The following is a 14,475-nucleotide window of genomic DNA, read 5'->3' as shown; positions in this document are numbered from 1 at the left end:
AAGGTGGCGAAAAAACACCGCCCTTATCAGGTCTCGCATTTTCTAATTCAACTTAAAGTTAATCTGCATCTTCTCTAATTCCATTAGCAATTCATTTGAAATTTTAATTTTCAATTTTCTGCTTGGCATCGTCAACTTGGTTACAACCTTAATTTCTTCCACTTCTGTTGCTGCATTTATTTCCGGCGCCGCTATTTCTAAAGCTTCGACATCATCATTTTCTTCCACAAAAACCTCCTCTTCATTCTCCACAACCACGGGTGTACTTTCTACTAAGCGTTTGATTTTTTCTAATTCCATGATTTCAAAAGTCACGGTATTATCCCCTTTATTCTCTTGAAAAAGATGGCTTAACCTATAAATAAAATCAGTTTCCAAATCAGCAATATTCAGAAGCAAAACTAATTTTTTAGCGAAGGTCTCTAACACATCCTGCAACTGTTTTACTTCCACAAATTGTAATCTTGGCTCTCCTTTTTTTCCTGTATCCCGGTCTGTCCAACCTTCTTTCACCATCACTTTCATAAAGGTAAAATTATTTTGAATAAAGAAATGACGGAACTTTAAATACTCTTCGCCAAAAATTCGGAACTCATAACTTTCATCATAACCTTCCAATGTAAACATGCCCCAGCCTTTTCCATTTTTAGCCACACGGTGCTGCACGTTATTGATAATTCCACCAAAAGTCAAATTTTTGCTGACATGCAGCTCCATGTTTTTCAACGCTTCCAGTCTCGCATTACAAAAATATTTCATTTCAAATTTGTAATCATCCAACGGATGTCCCGAGATATAGATCCCGACAACCTCTTTTTCTTTGGCAAGTTTTTCCATCGTACTCCAATCCTCGCAAGGCGGCACAATAGGCTCCTCAATTTGCACTTCACTGGTCTCGCCAAACAAACTTACTTGCGATGAATTTTCATTCTCCTGAAACTTCGAGCCATACCGAATCGCTTTTTCATAAAAGGTAATTCCATCACCATCATCATGAAAATATTGCGCCCTTGTTGTTCCTAAAAACGAATCAAATCCTCCAGCCAACGCCAAATTTTCCAATGCTTTTTTATTCGCTGCACGCAAATCAATACGCTTGGTCAAATCAAAAATCGATTTGTATCTTCCGTCTTTTCTTTTCTCTACAATCGTTGCCACAGCACCGGAACCCACTCCTTTGATCGCTCCCATTCCGAAACGGACCGCATAATTATCATTTACGGTAAATTTATAGAAGGACTCATTTACATCAGGACCTAAAACTTGCAATCCCATACGCTTGCATTCTTCCATAAAGAATGAAACCTGCTTGATATCACTCATATTATTCGACAAAACCGCAGCCATATATTCGGCCGGATAATTGGCTTTCAAATAGGCCGTTTGGTACGCAATCCAGGCATAACAAGTTGAGTGCGATTTATTAAAGGCATATTCCGCAAAAGCTTCCCAGTCTTTCCAAATTTTCTCCAGTTTATCTTCGGCATGACCTTTGGCAGCAGCTTGGCTTATAAATTTAGGCTTCATTTTATCCAAAACGTCCTTTTGTTTTTTTCCCATCGCTTTACGCAAAACATCGGCGTCACCTTTCGAGAAATCAGCCAGTTTTTGTGATAAAAGCATTACTTGTTCTTGGTAAACGGTAATTCCGTAGGTATCTTTTAGTAATTCTTCACAAGCGTCAAGGTCATAAATAATTTCCTCCTCACCATTTTTTCGCTTGACAAAACTCGGAATATAAGCAATTGGACCTGGACGATACAAAGCATTCATCGCAATCAAATCGGGAAAAACAGTCGGCTTCAATTCCTTCATGTATTTCTGCATTCCCGGACTCTCATATTGAAAAATCCCTACCGTTTCTCCTCGTTGAAAAAGCTCATACGTCTTTATATCGTCAATTGGAAATTCATCGGGATTCAGATCAATTCCGGTTCTGTATTTTACCAGTTTAACAGTGTCTTTTATCAAGGTTAAGGTTTTCAAACCCAAGAAGTCCATCTTCAACAAACCGGCACTTTCTACAACCGAGTTGTCAAATTGGGTCACATACAAATCGGAATCTTTGGCTGTAGCCACAGGAACAAAATTCGTAATATCGCTTGGCGTAATAATTACTCCACAAGCGTGAATCCCTGTATTTCTTAGATTCCCTTCTAAAACTTTGGCTTGCTGAATGGTTTCCCCTCCTAAATCGCTTTCATTAGCAAGACCTATTAATTCTTTTATTTTATCGTATTCTTCTGGACGAACCGCTTTCTTAATTATATCTTCTTTTTCACTCAAAAAACGAGCTAAATTCCACTTAGAAGGCATCATTCCCGGAATCAACTTGGCAATTTTATCAGCTTCAAATAAAGGCAAATCCAAAACACGAGCCGTATCTCGAATGGCCGATTTTGTTGCCATTTTACCATACGTAATAATTTGTGCCACTTGTTTGGAACCGTATTTTCGAATCACATAATCCATTACACTACTGCGTCCCTCATCATCAAAATCGATATCAATATCGGGTAGTGACACACGATCCGGATTCAAGAAACGCTCAAAAAGCAGGTTGTACATTAACGGGTCAATGTTGGTAATCTTCAAACAATACGCTACCACCGAACCTGCCGCAGACCCCCGACCAGGACCAACAGAAACACCCATACTTCGCGCCTCAGCAATTAAATCCTGTACAATCAGGAAATATCCGGGATAACCAGAATTCGATATGGTCAATAATTCAAAATCCAGTCGTTCTTGAATTTCTTCGGTGATTACAGGATACCGTCTTCGGGCTCCTTCAAAAGTCAAATGCCTCAAATAAGCATTTTCACCTCTTACTCCGCCATCAACAGCATCTTCGGGATTATTAAATTCAACAGGGATTTCAAATTTTGGCAACAAAACTTCCCGTGCCAAATCGAAAATTTCAATTTTATCCACAATCTCTGAAATATTAGAAATCGCTTCCGGAAGATTATTGAAGAGCTGTTTCATTTCATCTCCTGACTTGAAATAATACTCCTGATTTGGCAATCCATAGCGATAACCTCGACCACGACCTATAGGCGTAGTTTGTTTTTCACCGTCACGCACGCAAAGCAAAATATCATGTGCATTTGAATTTTCTTTGTTTATATAAAAGGTGTTATTAGTCGCTATAATTTTTACATCATGCTTTCTCGCCAGTGCAATCAAAGATGCATTCACCCGATTCTCATCTTCCTGATTGTGACGCATCACCTCAATATAAAAATCTTCCTTGAACTCGTTTTTCCACCAAAGCAATGCATCTTCGGCTTGGTTTTCACCAATATTCAAAATCTTATTTGGAATTTCACCATAAAGATTTCCAGACAAAACAATAATATCTTCTTTGAATTCCTGAATTACTTTCCTGTCGATTCTTGGTACATAATAAAAACCTTCGGTATAAGCGATTGAAGACATTTTAGCCAAATTATGATACCCCTTTTTGGTCTTTGCCAAAAGCACTATTTGATACCCATTGTCTTTAACCGACTTATTTTTATGGTCTTCACAAACAAAAAATTCGCAACCTACAATCGGCTTCATTGGAACTTCGGTCGGTTCTTCACCATTTGCGACAGCCGCTTTATTCTTAGCTTCAGCGGCCTTATTATGGTACAGAATATCCCGAACAAAATGAAAAGCCCCCATTAAATTGGCATGATCCGTCATGGCAACCGCAGGCATTTTTTGTTGTGCCGCTGCTTTTACCAATGCCGCAATACTGATAGTAGATTGCAACACCGAAAACTGGGTATGATTATGCAAATGAACAAAATCGGCATCAATAAGAACTTTTTTATTCTCTGAAAGCTCTTCTTTTGAAACTGCCGGCGCTTGTTTTTCTCCAAATTGCTGACGAATTTTTTCAGAAGCTTCCTTAAGATTGATATGCTTTAATCCAATAAGCTGAATCTCATTTGGATTCTTATTTTGAAAATCTTTAAAATAGCCAATTTCTACATCGAGCTCTTCTTTAGTAAAAACATCGAGACGGATTAATTCCAAGAAACATCTTGTAGTCGCTTCCACATCCGCAGTTGCATTATGTGCCTCTCCAAACGGCCTATTAAAAAGATAACTATGCAATTCCGTTAACGTAGGCAATTTGAATTTCCCTCCTCGACCACCCGGCAATTTTAACAAGGAAGCGGTAACTTCAGTACACGTATCCAGAATAGGCATGGAACTCATTTGGCTTTCAACCCCCATCCTGTAAAATTCGCAACCCATGATATTGATATCAAAACCTAAATTCTGACCAACAATAAATTTGGCTTTACCTAAAGCTATATTGAATTTTTCTAAAACTTCCGCCAATGAAATCCCATCGGCTTCAGCCAATTCTGTAGAAATACCGTGAATTCGTTCGGCATCATAAGGAATATTAAAACCTTCAGGCTTGACCAAATAATCCTGATGCTCTAGGAGCTTTCCCATATCGTCATGCAACTGCCAGGCGATTTGAATACAGCGCGGCCAGTTATCCGTATCTGAAATGGGAGCGCCCCAACGCTTTGGTAATCCTGTAGTTTCTGTATCGAATATTAAGTACATATCTGGAATTGAATGGTTTGCAATTCTTTAAAATCACAAAAAATGAATTTCAAATTTAGGATTTTTTCACGTAGAATTATGCCTAAATCACAACAAAAAAAAATCAAAATTATGTTTAAGAATCACCCTACGAATTATTCTGTGTTTTAGATCAAAACCATTCCATAATGACCTATTAAAAAGAGAAATAAACTCGTTGTGTATTTTTTGGATGTCGTAGTATTTTATTAAAACAAACTGAAGCAAAAGCACAAAAAAAATGCTTCTTTAGCAACCTAAAAAGCCAAATAAACCCATTATTAAAAAAATAAAACTCGAGATCAATTTTGTTAATTATTACTATTTTAATCCGTTTTGTTATATTTTTTGAATCAAAAAACCCTCATTTACACCAAAATAGCGATAAATTTGCAAATTATCAAATTGGATCTGTTTAAAATAAAAATAGCTTTAAAAAGAAATTTAATACCCAAATAAAAAGAAGACATTCAAACTACAAACCCGTAACAGAAGAGGTAAGGTGTTGTAAAAACAGTTTGGGTATCGTATATAATGGAATATTAAAATTGACAATCTTATTTCTTTTTTTAAATTTGTTCCCATTGTTACAACTTTATGCGAATAATTTGGTTGTAAAAGAAGAAATACACTTAAAAAATATTTAAAATGAGTACTACATTATTTGACAAAGTATGGGATTCGCATGTTGTGCGTAAAATTGAAGATGGACCAGATGTGTTTTTTATTGACCGTCATTTCATCCATGAAGTTACTAGTCCTGTAGCTTTTTTAGGTTTAAAAGAAAGAGGGATTTCGGTTTTATACCCAGAACGCACTTTTGCAACAGCCGATCACAATACACCCACAATAAACCAACACTTGCCTGTTGCGGACGCACTGTCTGCCAATCAGTTAAAAGCACTGGAAGATAACGCAGCAGAATATGGTATTTCTCACTGGGGATTAGGTCATCAAAAAAATGGAATTGTACACGTGGTAGGTCCTGAAAACGGAATTACTTTACCAGGCGCAACTATTGTTTGTGGAGATTCACACACTTCTACACATGGTGCTTTTGGCGCTATTGCTTTTGGTATCGGAACTTCTGAAGTAGAAATGGTGATGGCTACACAATGTATCATGCAGCCGAAACCAAAGAAAATGCGCATCAACGTAAATGGTGAATTAAGCAAAGGTGTTGGTCCAAAAGACGTTGCACTTTATATTATTTCTCAATTAACCACTTCTGGAGGTACAGGATATTTTGCAGAATATGCTGGAGACGTTTTTGAAAACATGTCCATGGAAGGACGTATGACTGTTTGTAACTTGAGTATCGAAATGGGTGCTCGCGGTGGCATGATTGCCCCTGACCAAAAAACATTTGATTTCCTAGAAGGAAGATTATATGCTCCAAAAGGTGAAGCTTGGGATAAAGCGGTAGCGTATTGGAAGACGTTAAAAACTGATGCTGATGCTGTTTTTGATGCAGAATTAAACATCAATGCTTCAGATATTGAACCAATGATTACTTATGGTACGAATCCTGGAATGGGAATTGGTATCTCTAAAAATATTCCAAATGCTAACCAAGTAGAAGGTGGCGAGGAAACTTATAAAAAATCTTTGGCTTATATGGGTTTTGAAGAAAACGACGTAATGATTGGCAAACCAATTGATTTTGTTTTCTTAGGAAGCTGTACCAATGGTAGAATAGAAGATTTCAGAGCCTTTACAGCAATTGTAAAAGGAAGAAAAAAAGCAGATAATGTTACGGCTTGGTTAGTTCCGGGTTCTCACGTAGTAGAAGCTCAGATTAAAGAAGAAGGTCTTTTGGACATTCTTACCGAAGCTGGTTTTGTATTGCGTCAGCCAGGTTGCTCAGCTTGTTTAGCGATGAATGATGATAAAGTACCTGCTGGAAAATATGCCGTAAGTACTTCTAACAGAAACTTTGAAGGCCGTCAAGGTCCAGGTTCAAGAACATTATTGGCAAGTCCAATTATGGCTGCAGCCGCTGCAGTTACTGGAAAACTAACAGACCCTAGAGATCTGTTCTAGAAAGCCCTTACGCTTTAAGCTATATGCTTTAAGCCAAAAACATAATACTAATACAACAACTGTAGGATAAGCATAAAGCCTTTTGACTACAGCATAAAGCAAAAAAAATGGCATACGATAAATTTAACATCCTTACGAGTAGTGCAGTACCACTACCGATAGAAAATGTGGATACCGATCAAATTATCCCAGCGCGTTTCTTAAAAGCTACAAAACGTGAAGCTTTTGGAGACAACCTTTTCAGAGACTGGAGATACAACGGAGACAATACTCCAAAAGCAGATTTCGTATTGAATGATGCAACTTATAGTGGAAAAATATTAGTAGGCGGAAAGAACTTTGGTTCCGGTTCTTCAAGAGAGCACGCAGCTTGGGCAGTTTACGATTATGGATTTCGTGCCGTTGTTTCAAGTTTCTTTGCAGACATCTTTAAAGGAAACTGCTTAAACATTGGTGTTTTACCAGTACAAGTTAGTCCAGAATTTGCTGAAACTATTTTCAATGCTATCGAAGCTGATCCAAAAACAGAATTAGAAATAAATCTTCCGGAACAAACCATAACACTAAAAGCAACCGGTCAAAAAGAATCTTTTGACATCTCCGGATACAAAAAAGATAATATGATCAATGGTTTCGACGATATTGATTATTTACAAAACATCAAAGAAGAAATCGTTGGGTTTGCCAATAAACTTCCTTACTAGAAATCAAATCCCATTTAGTTAAGAGACCCGACAGATTTTAAAAAAAACCTGTCGGGTCTATAAATAAAAATCAGATATGATTTTAGAAGTTGCTATTCTATATGTAAAAAACGGAGAAGAATTACTGTTTGAGAAAGATTTCGAAATTGCAGGACAACATATAAGCGCGATAGAAGGATATGTTGGACATAGTTTAAGAAAGTGTGTCGAACAGGAAACTAAGTACATCTTGCTTGTTGATTGGGAAAAAATCGAAGATCATACTATCGGATTTAGACAATCTGAGCAGTATTTAGAATGGAAAAGACTACTTCATCAGTATTACGACCCTTTTCCAATTGTGGAGCATTTTGAGACTATATTGGAAAATAAGAAGCAATAATTTCCAAGTAATACAATTTATGACAATAAACAAACACATTCAAAGAGACGGACAACAAGCCACAAAAATACTTGACACTAGGAGTCTGGCAAATGATTACAGACATCTTACTCAAATTTTGAAGCCTGGCATGAACGTTTTGGATGTTGGTTGCGGAACTGGTTCTATCTCAAAAGATATAGCCAATATTGTTGGAGAAAAAGGGAAAGTTACCGGAATTGACAATACCGAAAGTTTTATTTTAATCGGTCAAGAAACGTATAGCTCCGTTGTCAATTTAGACCTAATTTCAGCTGATTTATTCGAATATAATTCAGAAGAGAAATATGATTTAATTGTTTCCGCAAGAACATTACAATGGCTGAGTAATCCAAAAGAGGCTTTGATTAAAATGAAATCAATGTTAAAACCTGATGGTCAAATTTCAATTCTCGATTACAATCACACCAATCTGAATTGGAATCCGTTGCCACCAGAAAGCATGCAAAGGTTTTACAAAACCTTTTTGAAATGGAGACAGGATGCCGGGATGAATAATGAAATTGCAGAACATCTACCTAATTTATTAAAAGAAGCAGGATTTAATGCTATTGAAATAATAAATTCAGATGAACATTATAATCGAGAAATACCTGATTATAAATCTAAAATAGGAATTTGGTCAAAAGTTGCCGGTTCAAAACAAATGGTAGAGGAAGGTTATTTAAATAACGAATTGCGATTAAAAGCGATTGAAGAATACGATAATTGGATTGAAACTTTAGCAATTTCTATGACAATGAAATTAAATGAAGTACGAGGAAAAGTATAACAACTTTTCTTTCCATGCAGACATTTACAAATAGTAAAAATAAAACAGTGCCAATACCTGAATTAATACTGGCAATTTGTTTTTTTTAATAATACCAACAGTTTTAAACTGTTACAACTTATTTTAATCGATATGACAAAAAGAAAAATTGAAATAATGGATACGACGCTCCGTGATGGTGAACAAACATCAGGCGTATCATTTTCTGCTGCAGAAAAATTAACCATTGCACAATTATTACTGGAAGAATTAAATATTGATAGAATCGAAATTGCTTCTGCACGCGTAAGTGAAGGCGAGTTCCAAGGCGTAAAAGGGATAATGACCTGGGCTAATGAAAAAGGATATTCTAACCGAATAGAAGTTTTAACATTCGTTGACGGTGGACTTTCAATAGATTGGATGAAAAAGAGTGGAGCAAAAATCCAGAATTTACTCACCAAAGGATCCCTCAACCATTTAACCCATCAATTAAAGAAAACACCGGAACAACATTTTACCGAGATTGCTCAAGCCATCGCATTGGCCCAAGAAAACAATATTGAGACCAATGTGTATTTAGAAGACTGGAGTAACGGAATGCGCAATTCACCTGAATATGTGTTTCAATATTTAGATTTTCTAACGAAACAGCCTATCAAAAGAGTCTTATTACCAGACACTTTAGGAGTTTTAATCCCTTCTGAAACTTTTGAATTCATTTCGAAAATTATAACGAGATACCCAAATACCCATTTTGATTTTCATGCACACAATGACTACGATTTAAGCATTGCTAATGTAATGGCCGCGGTAAAAGCAGGTATCCAGGGACTTCACGTAACGGTAAACGGAATGGGAGAACGTGCTGGAAATGCACCACTTGAAAGCACCGTTGCGGTAATCAATGACTTTTTACCGGAGATAAAAATTGGAGTGAAAGAATCTTCATTGTACTCTGTGAGTAAATTAGTAGAAACTTTTACAGGATATAGGATTCCCGCTAACAAACCTATTGTCGGAGATAATGTCTTCACCCAAACAGCAGGTATTCATGCAGATGGAGATAACAAAAATAATTTATATTTTAATGATCTGCTTCCAGAACGTTTTGGAAGAAAACGAAAATATGCATTAGGAAAAACATCTGGCAAAGCCAATATTGAAAAAAACCTTCAGGAATTAGGTTTAAAATTAAATCCCGAAGATCTAAAATTAGTTACCCAACGTATCATTGAATTGGGGGACAAAAAAGAGACCGTTACCAAAGAAGACTTACCTTATATCATTTCTGACGTTTTAGACAGTCAGACCTATGAAGAGAAAATTGTGGTCCAGTCATATGTATTGGTTCATGCCAAAGGAATGCGCCCTTCAACTACGCTCTGTTTAAAAATAGACGGTGAAATCATCGAAGAGAATGCACAAGGCGACGGACAATTTGATGCTTTTATGAACGCTTTAGCAAAAATTTATAAAAGCAAAAAAATGGAATTACCAAAATTAATTGATTACGCAGTGCGAATTCCTCCAGGGAGTAGTTCTGATGCATTGTGCGAAACCATAATTACCTGGACTAATAATGGAAAGGAATTCAAAACGAGAGGATTAGATTCCGACCAAACAGTTGCTGCAATCATCGCTACCCAAAAGATGCTGAATCTGGTTACTGCCCAATAAAATAAAAAACGATATTAATATAAAACAAACCCAATGAAATTTAACATAGCCCTTTTAGCCGGAGACGGAATTGGACCTGAAGTAATTAATGAAGCTGTAAAAGTTTCTGATGCTATTGCAAAAAAATTTAACCATGAAATCAATTGGACTCCAGCTCTTACAGGAGCTTGTGCGATCGATGCCGTTGGAGTTCCTTATCCTGATGAAACGCATGAAATTTGCATGAAAGCTGATGCTGTTTTGTTTGGAGCTATTGGACACCCAAAATACGATAACGACCCTAAAGCTACCGTAAGACCGGAACAAGGTTTATTGTTGATGCGTAAAAAATTAGGCTTGTTTGCCAATGTACGCCCTACATTTACATTTCCATCTCTGATTGACAATTCTCCTTTGAAAAGAGAACGTATTGAAGGAACAGATTTGATCTTTTTAAGAGAACTTACCGGAGGTATTTATTTTGGTGAAAAAGGAAGAAAAGACGATGGCGAAACCGCTTTTGACACTTGCACTTACACAAGAGGCGAAGTAAAACGTTTAGCCAAAAAAGGTTTTGAACTAGCGATGACCCGTTCAAAGAAATTGTGTTGTGTTGACAAAGCAAATGTATTGGAAACTTCCCGTTTATGGAGAGAAACAGTACAAGCTATGGAAAAAGAGTACCCTGAAGTAACTGTAAGTTATGAATTCGTTGATGCCGTAGCGATGCGTTTGGTTCAATGGCCTAACTCTTATGATGTTTTGATTACAGAAAACTTATTTGGAGATATTTTAACCGATGAAGCTTCCGTTATATCTGGTTCAATGGGATTAATGCCGTCTGCATCAGTAGGAGAACACACTTCATTGTACGAACCAATTCACGGTTCTTATCCTCAGGCAACAGGTCTAAATATCGCCAATCCGTTAGCAACAGTATTATCTGCAGCGATGATGTTTGAAGATGCTTTTGGATTAAAAGAAGAAGCAGAAGCAATCAGAACAGTGGTTAATAAATCATTGGAACAAGGAATTGTAACAGAGGATTTAGCTGCTAAAGATGCTAAAGCTTATAAAACGAGTGAAGTTGGTGACTGGTTAGTTGCTAATTTATAATAATAATGCTGTAGTGATGCAATGCCTTGCATCACTACAGCATTTATACCAAACAAAAAAGGTGTCAATTTATTGACACCTTTTTTTATATTGTAGAAAAAAATATTAATATCCTCCTCTGTTTCCACCACCACGGTTATCTCCACCACGGCTGTTTCCACCACCATAACCACCGCGTGAATCTCCACCACGACTGTTATTGTTAAAACTTCTTCTTTCCCCTTCTGGTTTTGGTTCAGATTTGTTCACTACAATTGCACGTCCTTGAACAGTAGCACCGTTCAATTCATCAATTGCTTTTTGAGCTTCGTCATCATTTGGCATCTCAACAAAACCAAATCCTTTACTTCTTCCAGTAAATTTATCAGTAATAATTTTAACTGAATCAACTGCTCCGTAAGCCTCGAAAGACTCTCTTAAATCTGCTTCCTCAATACTGAATGGAAGACTTCCAACAAAAATATTCATATGTACTTTTTTAAATAATAGAACAAATGTACTCTTATTTTATTCTAATCTACTATAGATTAGCTTATTTATGTTTTTTATTTTAAATATAAAAAGAAAAAGAATATCAGAGACCTCCTAATTGAAGTCAATTAAGAACACAACTTGCCTTAGTTTATGGAACAAGTGAACCCACAGGGACTTTATAAAAAATGCCTTGTTGAAAATTCACAACAGGACCTGCCAATGGATTATTGTACGTATTTTCTGCATTAAATTTAAAAGTACCAGTAACCGTTTTATTCACAGCATCATAATCCGTTATCACAATTTGACCGTCTCCAATACCAAATCCTGTAGAAAAAGTAATTAAACCACCTGTTGCATCGGTCAGAACATAAGTCACTTTCTTTGACTCGCTGGTGCCTAAAAAATAGGTTTGAGCATTTGTAGAAGTGACTTTCAAAGATAAAGTTTCATTTCTCGTATATGCTTCAATTAGCAAAGATCCATCTGAAGCTAGCGTTGCTTTAGATTGAACTGCCCTCCAAAACACATTGTCTTTCACACCCTGCAAAGAAGGACTATTAAAGCTAACATCCTCCTGACAAGAAACTAAAGAAAAAATTACGACAATAAACAGAAAATAATTTTTCATAAAATGCATCTATTAAACAAACAAAAGTATGATATTATAGCTAAAAAAAATAAAATAGCATTAAAAATACACCTCAAATAGACCCTAACACATTACCATTCATTAAAATACTATTCCCATTAGCAATTATAAATAAAAAATGTATCTTTGCACCCTTAATTAATCGAGGTCGAGTACCTCAAAATTTAATCACAAGATTATGTCAGTAAAAATTAGATTACAAAGACACGGTAAAAAAGGAAAACCTTTTTACTGGGTTGTAGCAGCAGATGCTCGCTCAAAAAGAGATGGTAAATACTTAGAAAAAATCGGTACTTACAATCCAAACACAAACCCAGCAACTATCGACTTGAACCTTGATAGCGCAGTAAAATGGTTGCACAATGGTGCTCAACCAACTGATACTGCAAAAGCAATTCTTTCTTACAAAGGAGCTTTATTGAAACATCACCTTGACGGTGGTATCCGTAAAGGAGCTTTAACTCAAGAACAAGCTGATGCAAAATTAGCTACTTGGTTAGAAGCAAAATCTGGAAAAGTTGATGCTAAAAAAGAAGGTTTAACAAAAGCGCAAGCTGATGCTAAAGCTAAAGCTTTCAAAGCAGAACAAGATGTTAATGCTAAACGTTTAGCTGCAGCTGCTCAAGCAGAAGCTGACGCTATCGCTGCTGCAACTCCAGCTGTTGAAGAAGTTACTGAAGTTGAAGCTGAAGAAGCTCCTGCTGCAGAAGAAAATAACGAAACAACTGAAGCATAATTTTAGAAGGCGAAGATGCGTAAAGAAGACTGTTTCTATTTAGGTAAAATCGCTAAAAAATTTAGTTTCAAGGGGGAAGTTCTTGCCTATTTAGATACGGACGAACCTGAGTTATACGAAAACTTGGAATCAGTGTTTGTTGAATGCAACAAACACTTGGTTCCTTTTTTTATTGAAAGTAGTTCATTACACAAAAACGACTTTCTTAGAATTCATTTTGAAGATATGAATACCGAAGAAGATGCTGATGCCATTATAGGCAACGCAATATACCTTCCCTTAAATATGTTGCCTAAACTTACGGGCAATAAATTTTACTTCCATGAAGTAATTGGTTTTGAAGTTGAAGACAAACGCCTTGGCGTTGTTGGAAAAATTCAATCCGTAAATGACACCACTGCCCAACCTCTTTTCGAAGTTTTAAACGGTGAGGTAGAAATTCTCATCCCTATGATTGACCATTTCCTTGTAAAAATTGACAGAGAAAACAAAAAAGTCATCATGGATTTACCAGAAGGACTTATTGAAATGTACCTTTAGAGAAATTCATTTGTCGGTTCGGCTATTTTAAAATCTCAAATCAACATTCGTTACTTCCAATCTTAAATCATTATGTTTTCATTCAAGCAATTCGCAATAAAACAAGATCGTTGCGCCATGAAAATTGGAACAGACGGTGTTTTACTTGGCGCTTGGACACCAATTGAAAATAATCCATTTAGCATTTTAGATATTGGGGCAGGAACAGGTGTAATAGCTTTAATGCTTGCACAAAGAAGCAATGCAGAACAAATTGATGCTTTAGAAATCGACGAAGAAGCTTACGAACAATCCGTAGACAATTTTGAAAACTCACCCTGGAATGATCGCTTATTTTGTTTTCATGCCGGTTTGGACGAATTTGTAGAAGAGCCGGAAGACGAGTACGATTTAATTGTTTCCAATCCTCCATTTTACACTGACAATTACAAATCCGAAAACGAGCAACGAGACTTGGCCCGTTTTACTGATGCGATGCCTTTTGAAGATTTAATCGAAGCCGCCGCGTTGCTGCTTTCTGAAAACGGTATTTTCTCCGTCATAATTCCTTTCAAAGAAGAAGAACATTTTTTGGCTCTTGCTGCAGCATTCGAATTATTTCCTTTAAAAATCACACGAGTAAAAGGAACACCACTTACTGAAATCAAGCGCAGTTTATTGGCTTTAAGCCGAAATAAAAACGCTGTCATTACCATTACTGAATTGATTATCGAAACTTCAAGACATCAATACACACCTGAATATATAGAATTGACAAAAGATTTTTATTTAAAAATGTAATCC

The 14,475-nt window shown here is 36.4% G+C and carries 12 protein-coding genes; 9 read left to right on the top strand and 3 right to left on the bottom strand.

The genetic code is table 11. The features are described from left to right. Window positions 1-42: 42 nt before the first annotated feature. Complete coding sequence (gene dnaE / locus ACNQGH_RS07600) at window positions 43-4,578, bottom strand: DNA polymerase III subunit alpha (protein WP_417955377.1); 4,536 nt, start codon at window positions 4,576-4,578, stop codon at window positions 43-45. 666 nt (window positions 4,579-5,244) lie between these two features. Between dnaE and leuC the strand changes: the two genes are divergently transcribed. The 6 genes from leuC to leuB all read left to right on the top strand — a co-directional run bounded on the left by leuC (window position 5,245) and on the right by leuB (window position 11,290). After that, window positions 5,245-6,639, top strand: coding sequence for a 3-isopropylmalate dehydratase large subunit (gene leuC, locus ACNQGH_RS07595; RefSeq protein ID WP_417955376.1), 1,395 nt, complete (start codon window positions 5,245-5,247; stop codon window positions 6,637-6,639). A gap of 107 nt (window positions 6,640-6,746) precedes the next feature. Beyond that, window positions 6,747-7,343, top strand: coding sequence for a 3-isopropylmalate dehydratase small subunit (leuD, locus tag ACNQGH_RS07590; RefSeq protein ID WP_143387890.1), 597 nt, complete (start codon window positions 6,747-6,749; stop codon window positions 7,341-7,343). Between the two features lie 76 nt (window positions 7,344-7,419). After that, a complete protein-coding gene (locus ACNQGH_RS07585; RefSeq protein WP_417955375.1) occupies window positions 7,420-7,725 on the top strand; it encodes an antibiotic biosynthesis monooxygenase family protein in 306 nt (101 codons plus the stop codon). Window positions 7,726-7,744: 19 nt separating this feature from the next. After that, window positions 7,745-8,536, top strand: a complete 792-nt coding sequence (locus ACNQGH_RS07580) for a methyltransferase domain-containing protein (protein ID WP_417955374.1) — start codon at window positions 7,745-7,747, stop codon at window positions 8,534-8,536. Window positions 8,537-8,668: 132 nt separating this feature from the next. After that, on the top strand, window positions 8,669-10,195 hold the full coding sequence (locus ACNQGH_RS07575) for an alpha-isopropylmalate synthase regulatory domain-containing protein (RefSeq protein WP_417955373.1): 1,527 nt from the start codon (window positions 8,669-8,671) through the stop codon (window positions 10,193-10,195). A gap of 33 nt (window positions 10,196-10,228) precedes the next feature. After that, a complete protein-coding gene (leuB, locus tag ACNQGH_RS07570) occupies window positions 10,229-11,290 on the top strand; it encodes a 3-isopropylmalate dehydrogenase (RefSeq protein ID WP_417955372.1) in 1,062 nt (353 codons plus the stop codon). A 105-nt stretch (window positions 11,291-11,395) separates the two neighbouring features. Here leuB and ACNQGH_RS07565 read toward each other — a convergent pair whose 3' ends face one another. Both ACNQGH_RS07565 and ACNQGH_RS07560 read right to left on the bottom strand, forming a co-directional pair. Then, window positions 11,396-11,758: an RNA recognition motif domain-containing protein gene (locus ACNQGH_RS07565; protein WP_099713722.1), complete on the bottom strand. Its 363-nt coding sequence runs from the start codon at window positions 11,756-11,758 to the stop codon at window positions 11,396-11,398. 154 nt (window positions 11,759-11,912) lie between these two features. Continuing rightward, complete coding sequence (locus ACNQGH_RS07560) at window positions 11,913-12,395, bottom strand: DUF6252 domain-containing protein (protein WP_417955371.1); 483 nt, start codon at window positions 12,393-12,395, stop codon at window positions 11,913-11,915. 199 nt (window positions 12,396-12,594) lie between these two features. Here ACNQGH_RS07560 and ACNQGH_RS07555 point away from each other — a divergent pair, with 199 nt between their 5' ends. The 3 genes from ACNQGH_RS07555 (at window position 12,595) to ACNQGH_RS07545 (ending at window position 14,472) form a co-directional block, all read left to right on the top strand. Next, window positions 12,595-13,152, top strand: a complete 558-nt coding sequence (locus tag ACNQGH_RS07555; protein ID WP_417955370.1) for a 30S ribosomal protein S16 — start codon at window positions 12,595-12,597, stop codon at window positions 13,150-13,152. Window positions 13,153-13,167: 15 nt separating this feature from the next. Continuing rightward, window positions 13,168-13,692: a ribosome maturation factor RimM gene (gene rimM / locus ACNQGH_RS07550; protein WP_417955369.1), complete on the top strand. Its 525-nt coding sequence runs from the start codon at window positions 13,168-13,170 to the stop codon at window positions 13,690-13,692. 72 nt (window positions 13,693-13,764) lie between these two features. Continuing rightward, on the top strand, window positions 13,765-14,472 hold the full coding sequence (locus ACNQGH_RS07545; RefSeq protein WP_417955368.1) for a tRNA1(Val) (adenine(37)-N6)-methyltransferase: 708 nt from the start codon (window positions 13,765-13,767) through the stop codon (window positions 14,470-14,472). The last annotated feature ends 3 nt before the right edge of the window (window positions 14,473-14,475 follow it).

The sequence above is a fragment of the Flavobacterium kochi genome, assembly GCF_048286715.1.
In the GTDB taxonomy this organism is placed as follows: domain Bacteria; phylum Bacteroidota; class Bacteroidia; order Flavobacteriales; family Flavobacteriaceae; genus Flavobacterium.
This window is presented reverse-complemented; position numbering and strand designations above follow the sequence as displayed.

What these genes read in the sequence shown, in the direction of transcription:
- dnaE (WP_417955377.1), bottom strand. Translation starts at nt 4,578, where the DNA reads ATGTACTTAATATTCGATACAGAAACTACAGGATTACCAAAGCGTTGG.
- leuC (WP_417955376.1), top strand. Translation starts at nt 5,245, where the DNA reads ATGAGTACTACATTATTTGACAAAGTATGGGATTCGCATGTTGTGCGT.
- leuD (WP_143387890.1), top strand. Translation starts at nt 6,747, where the DNA reads ATGGCATACGATAAATTTAACATCCTTACGAGTAGTGCAGTACCACTA.
- ACNQGH_RS07585 (WP_417955375.1), top strand. Translation starts at nt 7,420, where the DNA reads ATGATTTTAGAAGTTGCTATTCTATATGTAAAAAACGGAGAAGAATTA.
- ACNQGH_RS07580 (WP_417955374.1), top strand. Translation starts at nt 7,745, where the DNA reads ATGACAATAAACAAACACATTCAAAGAGACGGACAACAAGCCACAAAA.
- ACNQGH_RS07575 (WP_417955373.1), top strand. Translation starts at nt 8,669, where the DNA reads ATGACAAAAAGAAAAATTGAAATAATGGATACGACGCTCCGTGATGGT.
- leuB (WP_417955372.1), top strand. Translation starts at nt 10,229, where the DNA reads ATGAAATTTAACATAGCCCTTTTAGCCGGAGACGGAATTGGACCTGAA.
- ACNQGH_RS07565 (WP_099713722.1), bottom strand. Translation starts at nt 11,758, where the DNA reads ATGAATATTTTTGTTGGAAGTCTTCCATTCAGTATTGAGGAAGCAGAT.
- ACNQGH_RS07560 (WP_417955371.1), bottom strand. Translation starts at nt 12,395, where the DNA reads ATGAAAAATTATTTTCTGTTTATTGTCGTAATTTTTTCTTTAGTTTCT.
- ACNQGH_RS07555 (WP_417955370.1), top strand. Translation starts at nt 12,595, where the DNA reads ATGTCAGTAAAAATTAGATTACAAAGACACGGTAAAAAAGGAAAACCT.
- rimM (WP_417955369.1), top strand. Translation starts at nt 13,168, where the DNA reads ATGCGTAAAGAAGACTGTTTCTATTTAGGTAAAATCGCTAAAAAATTT.
- ACNQGH_RS07545 (WP_417955368.1), top strand. Translation starts at nt 13,765, where the DNA reads ATGTTTTCATTCAAGCAATTCGCAATAAAACAAGATCGTTGCGCCATG.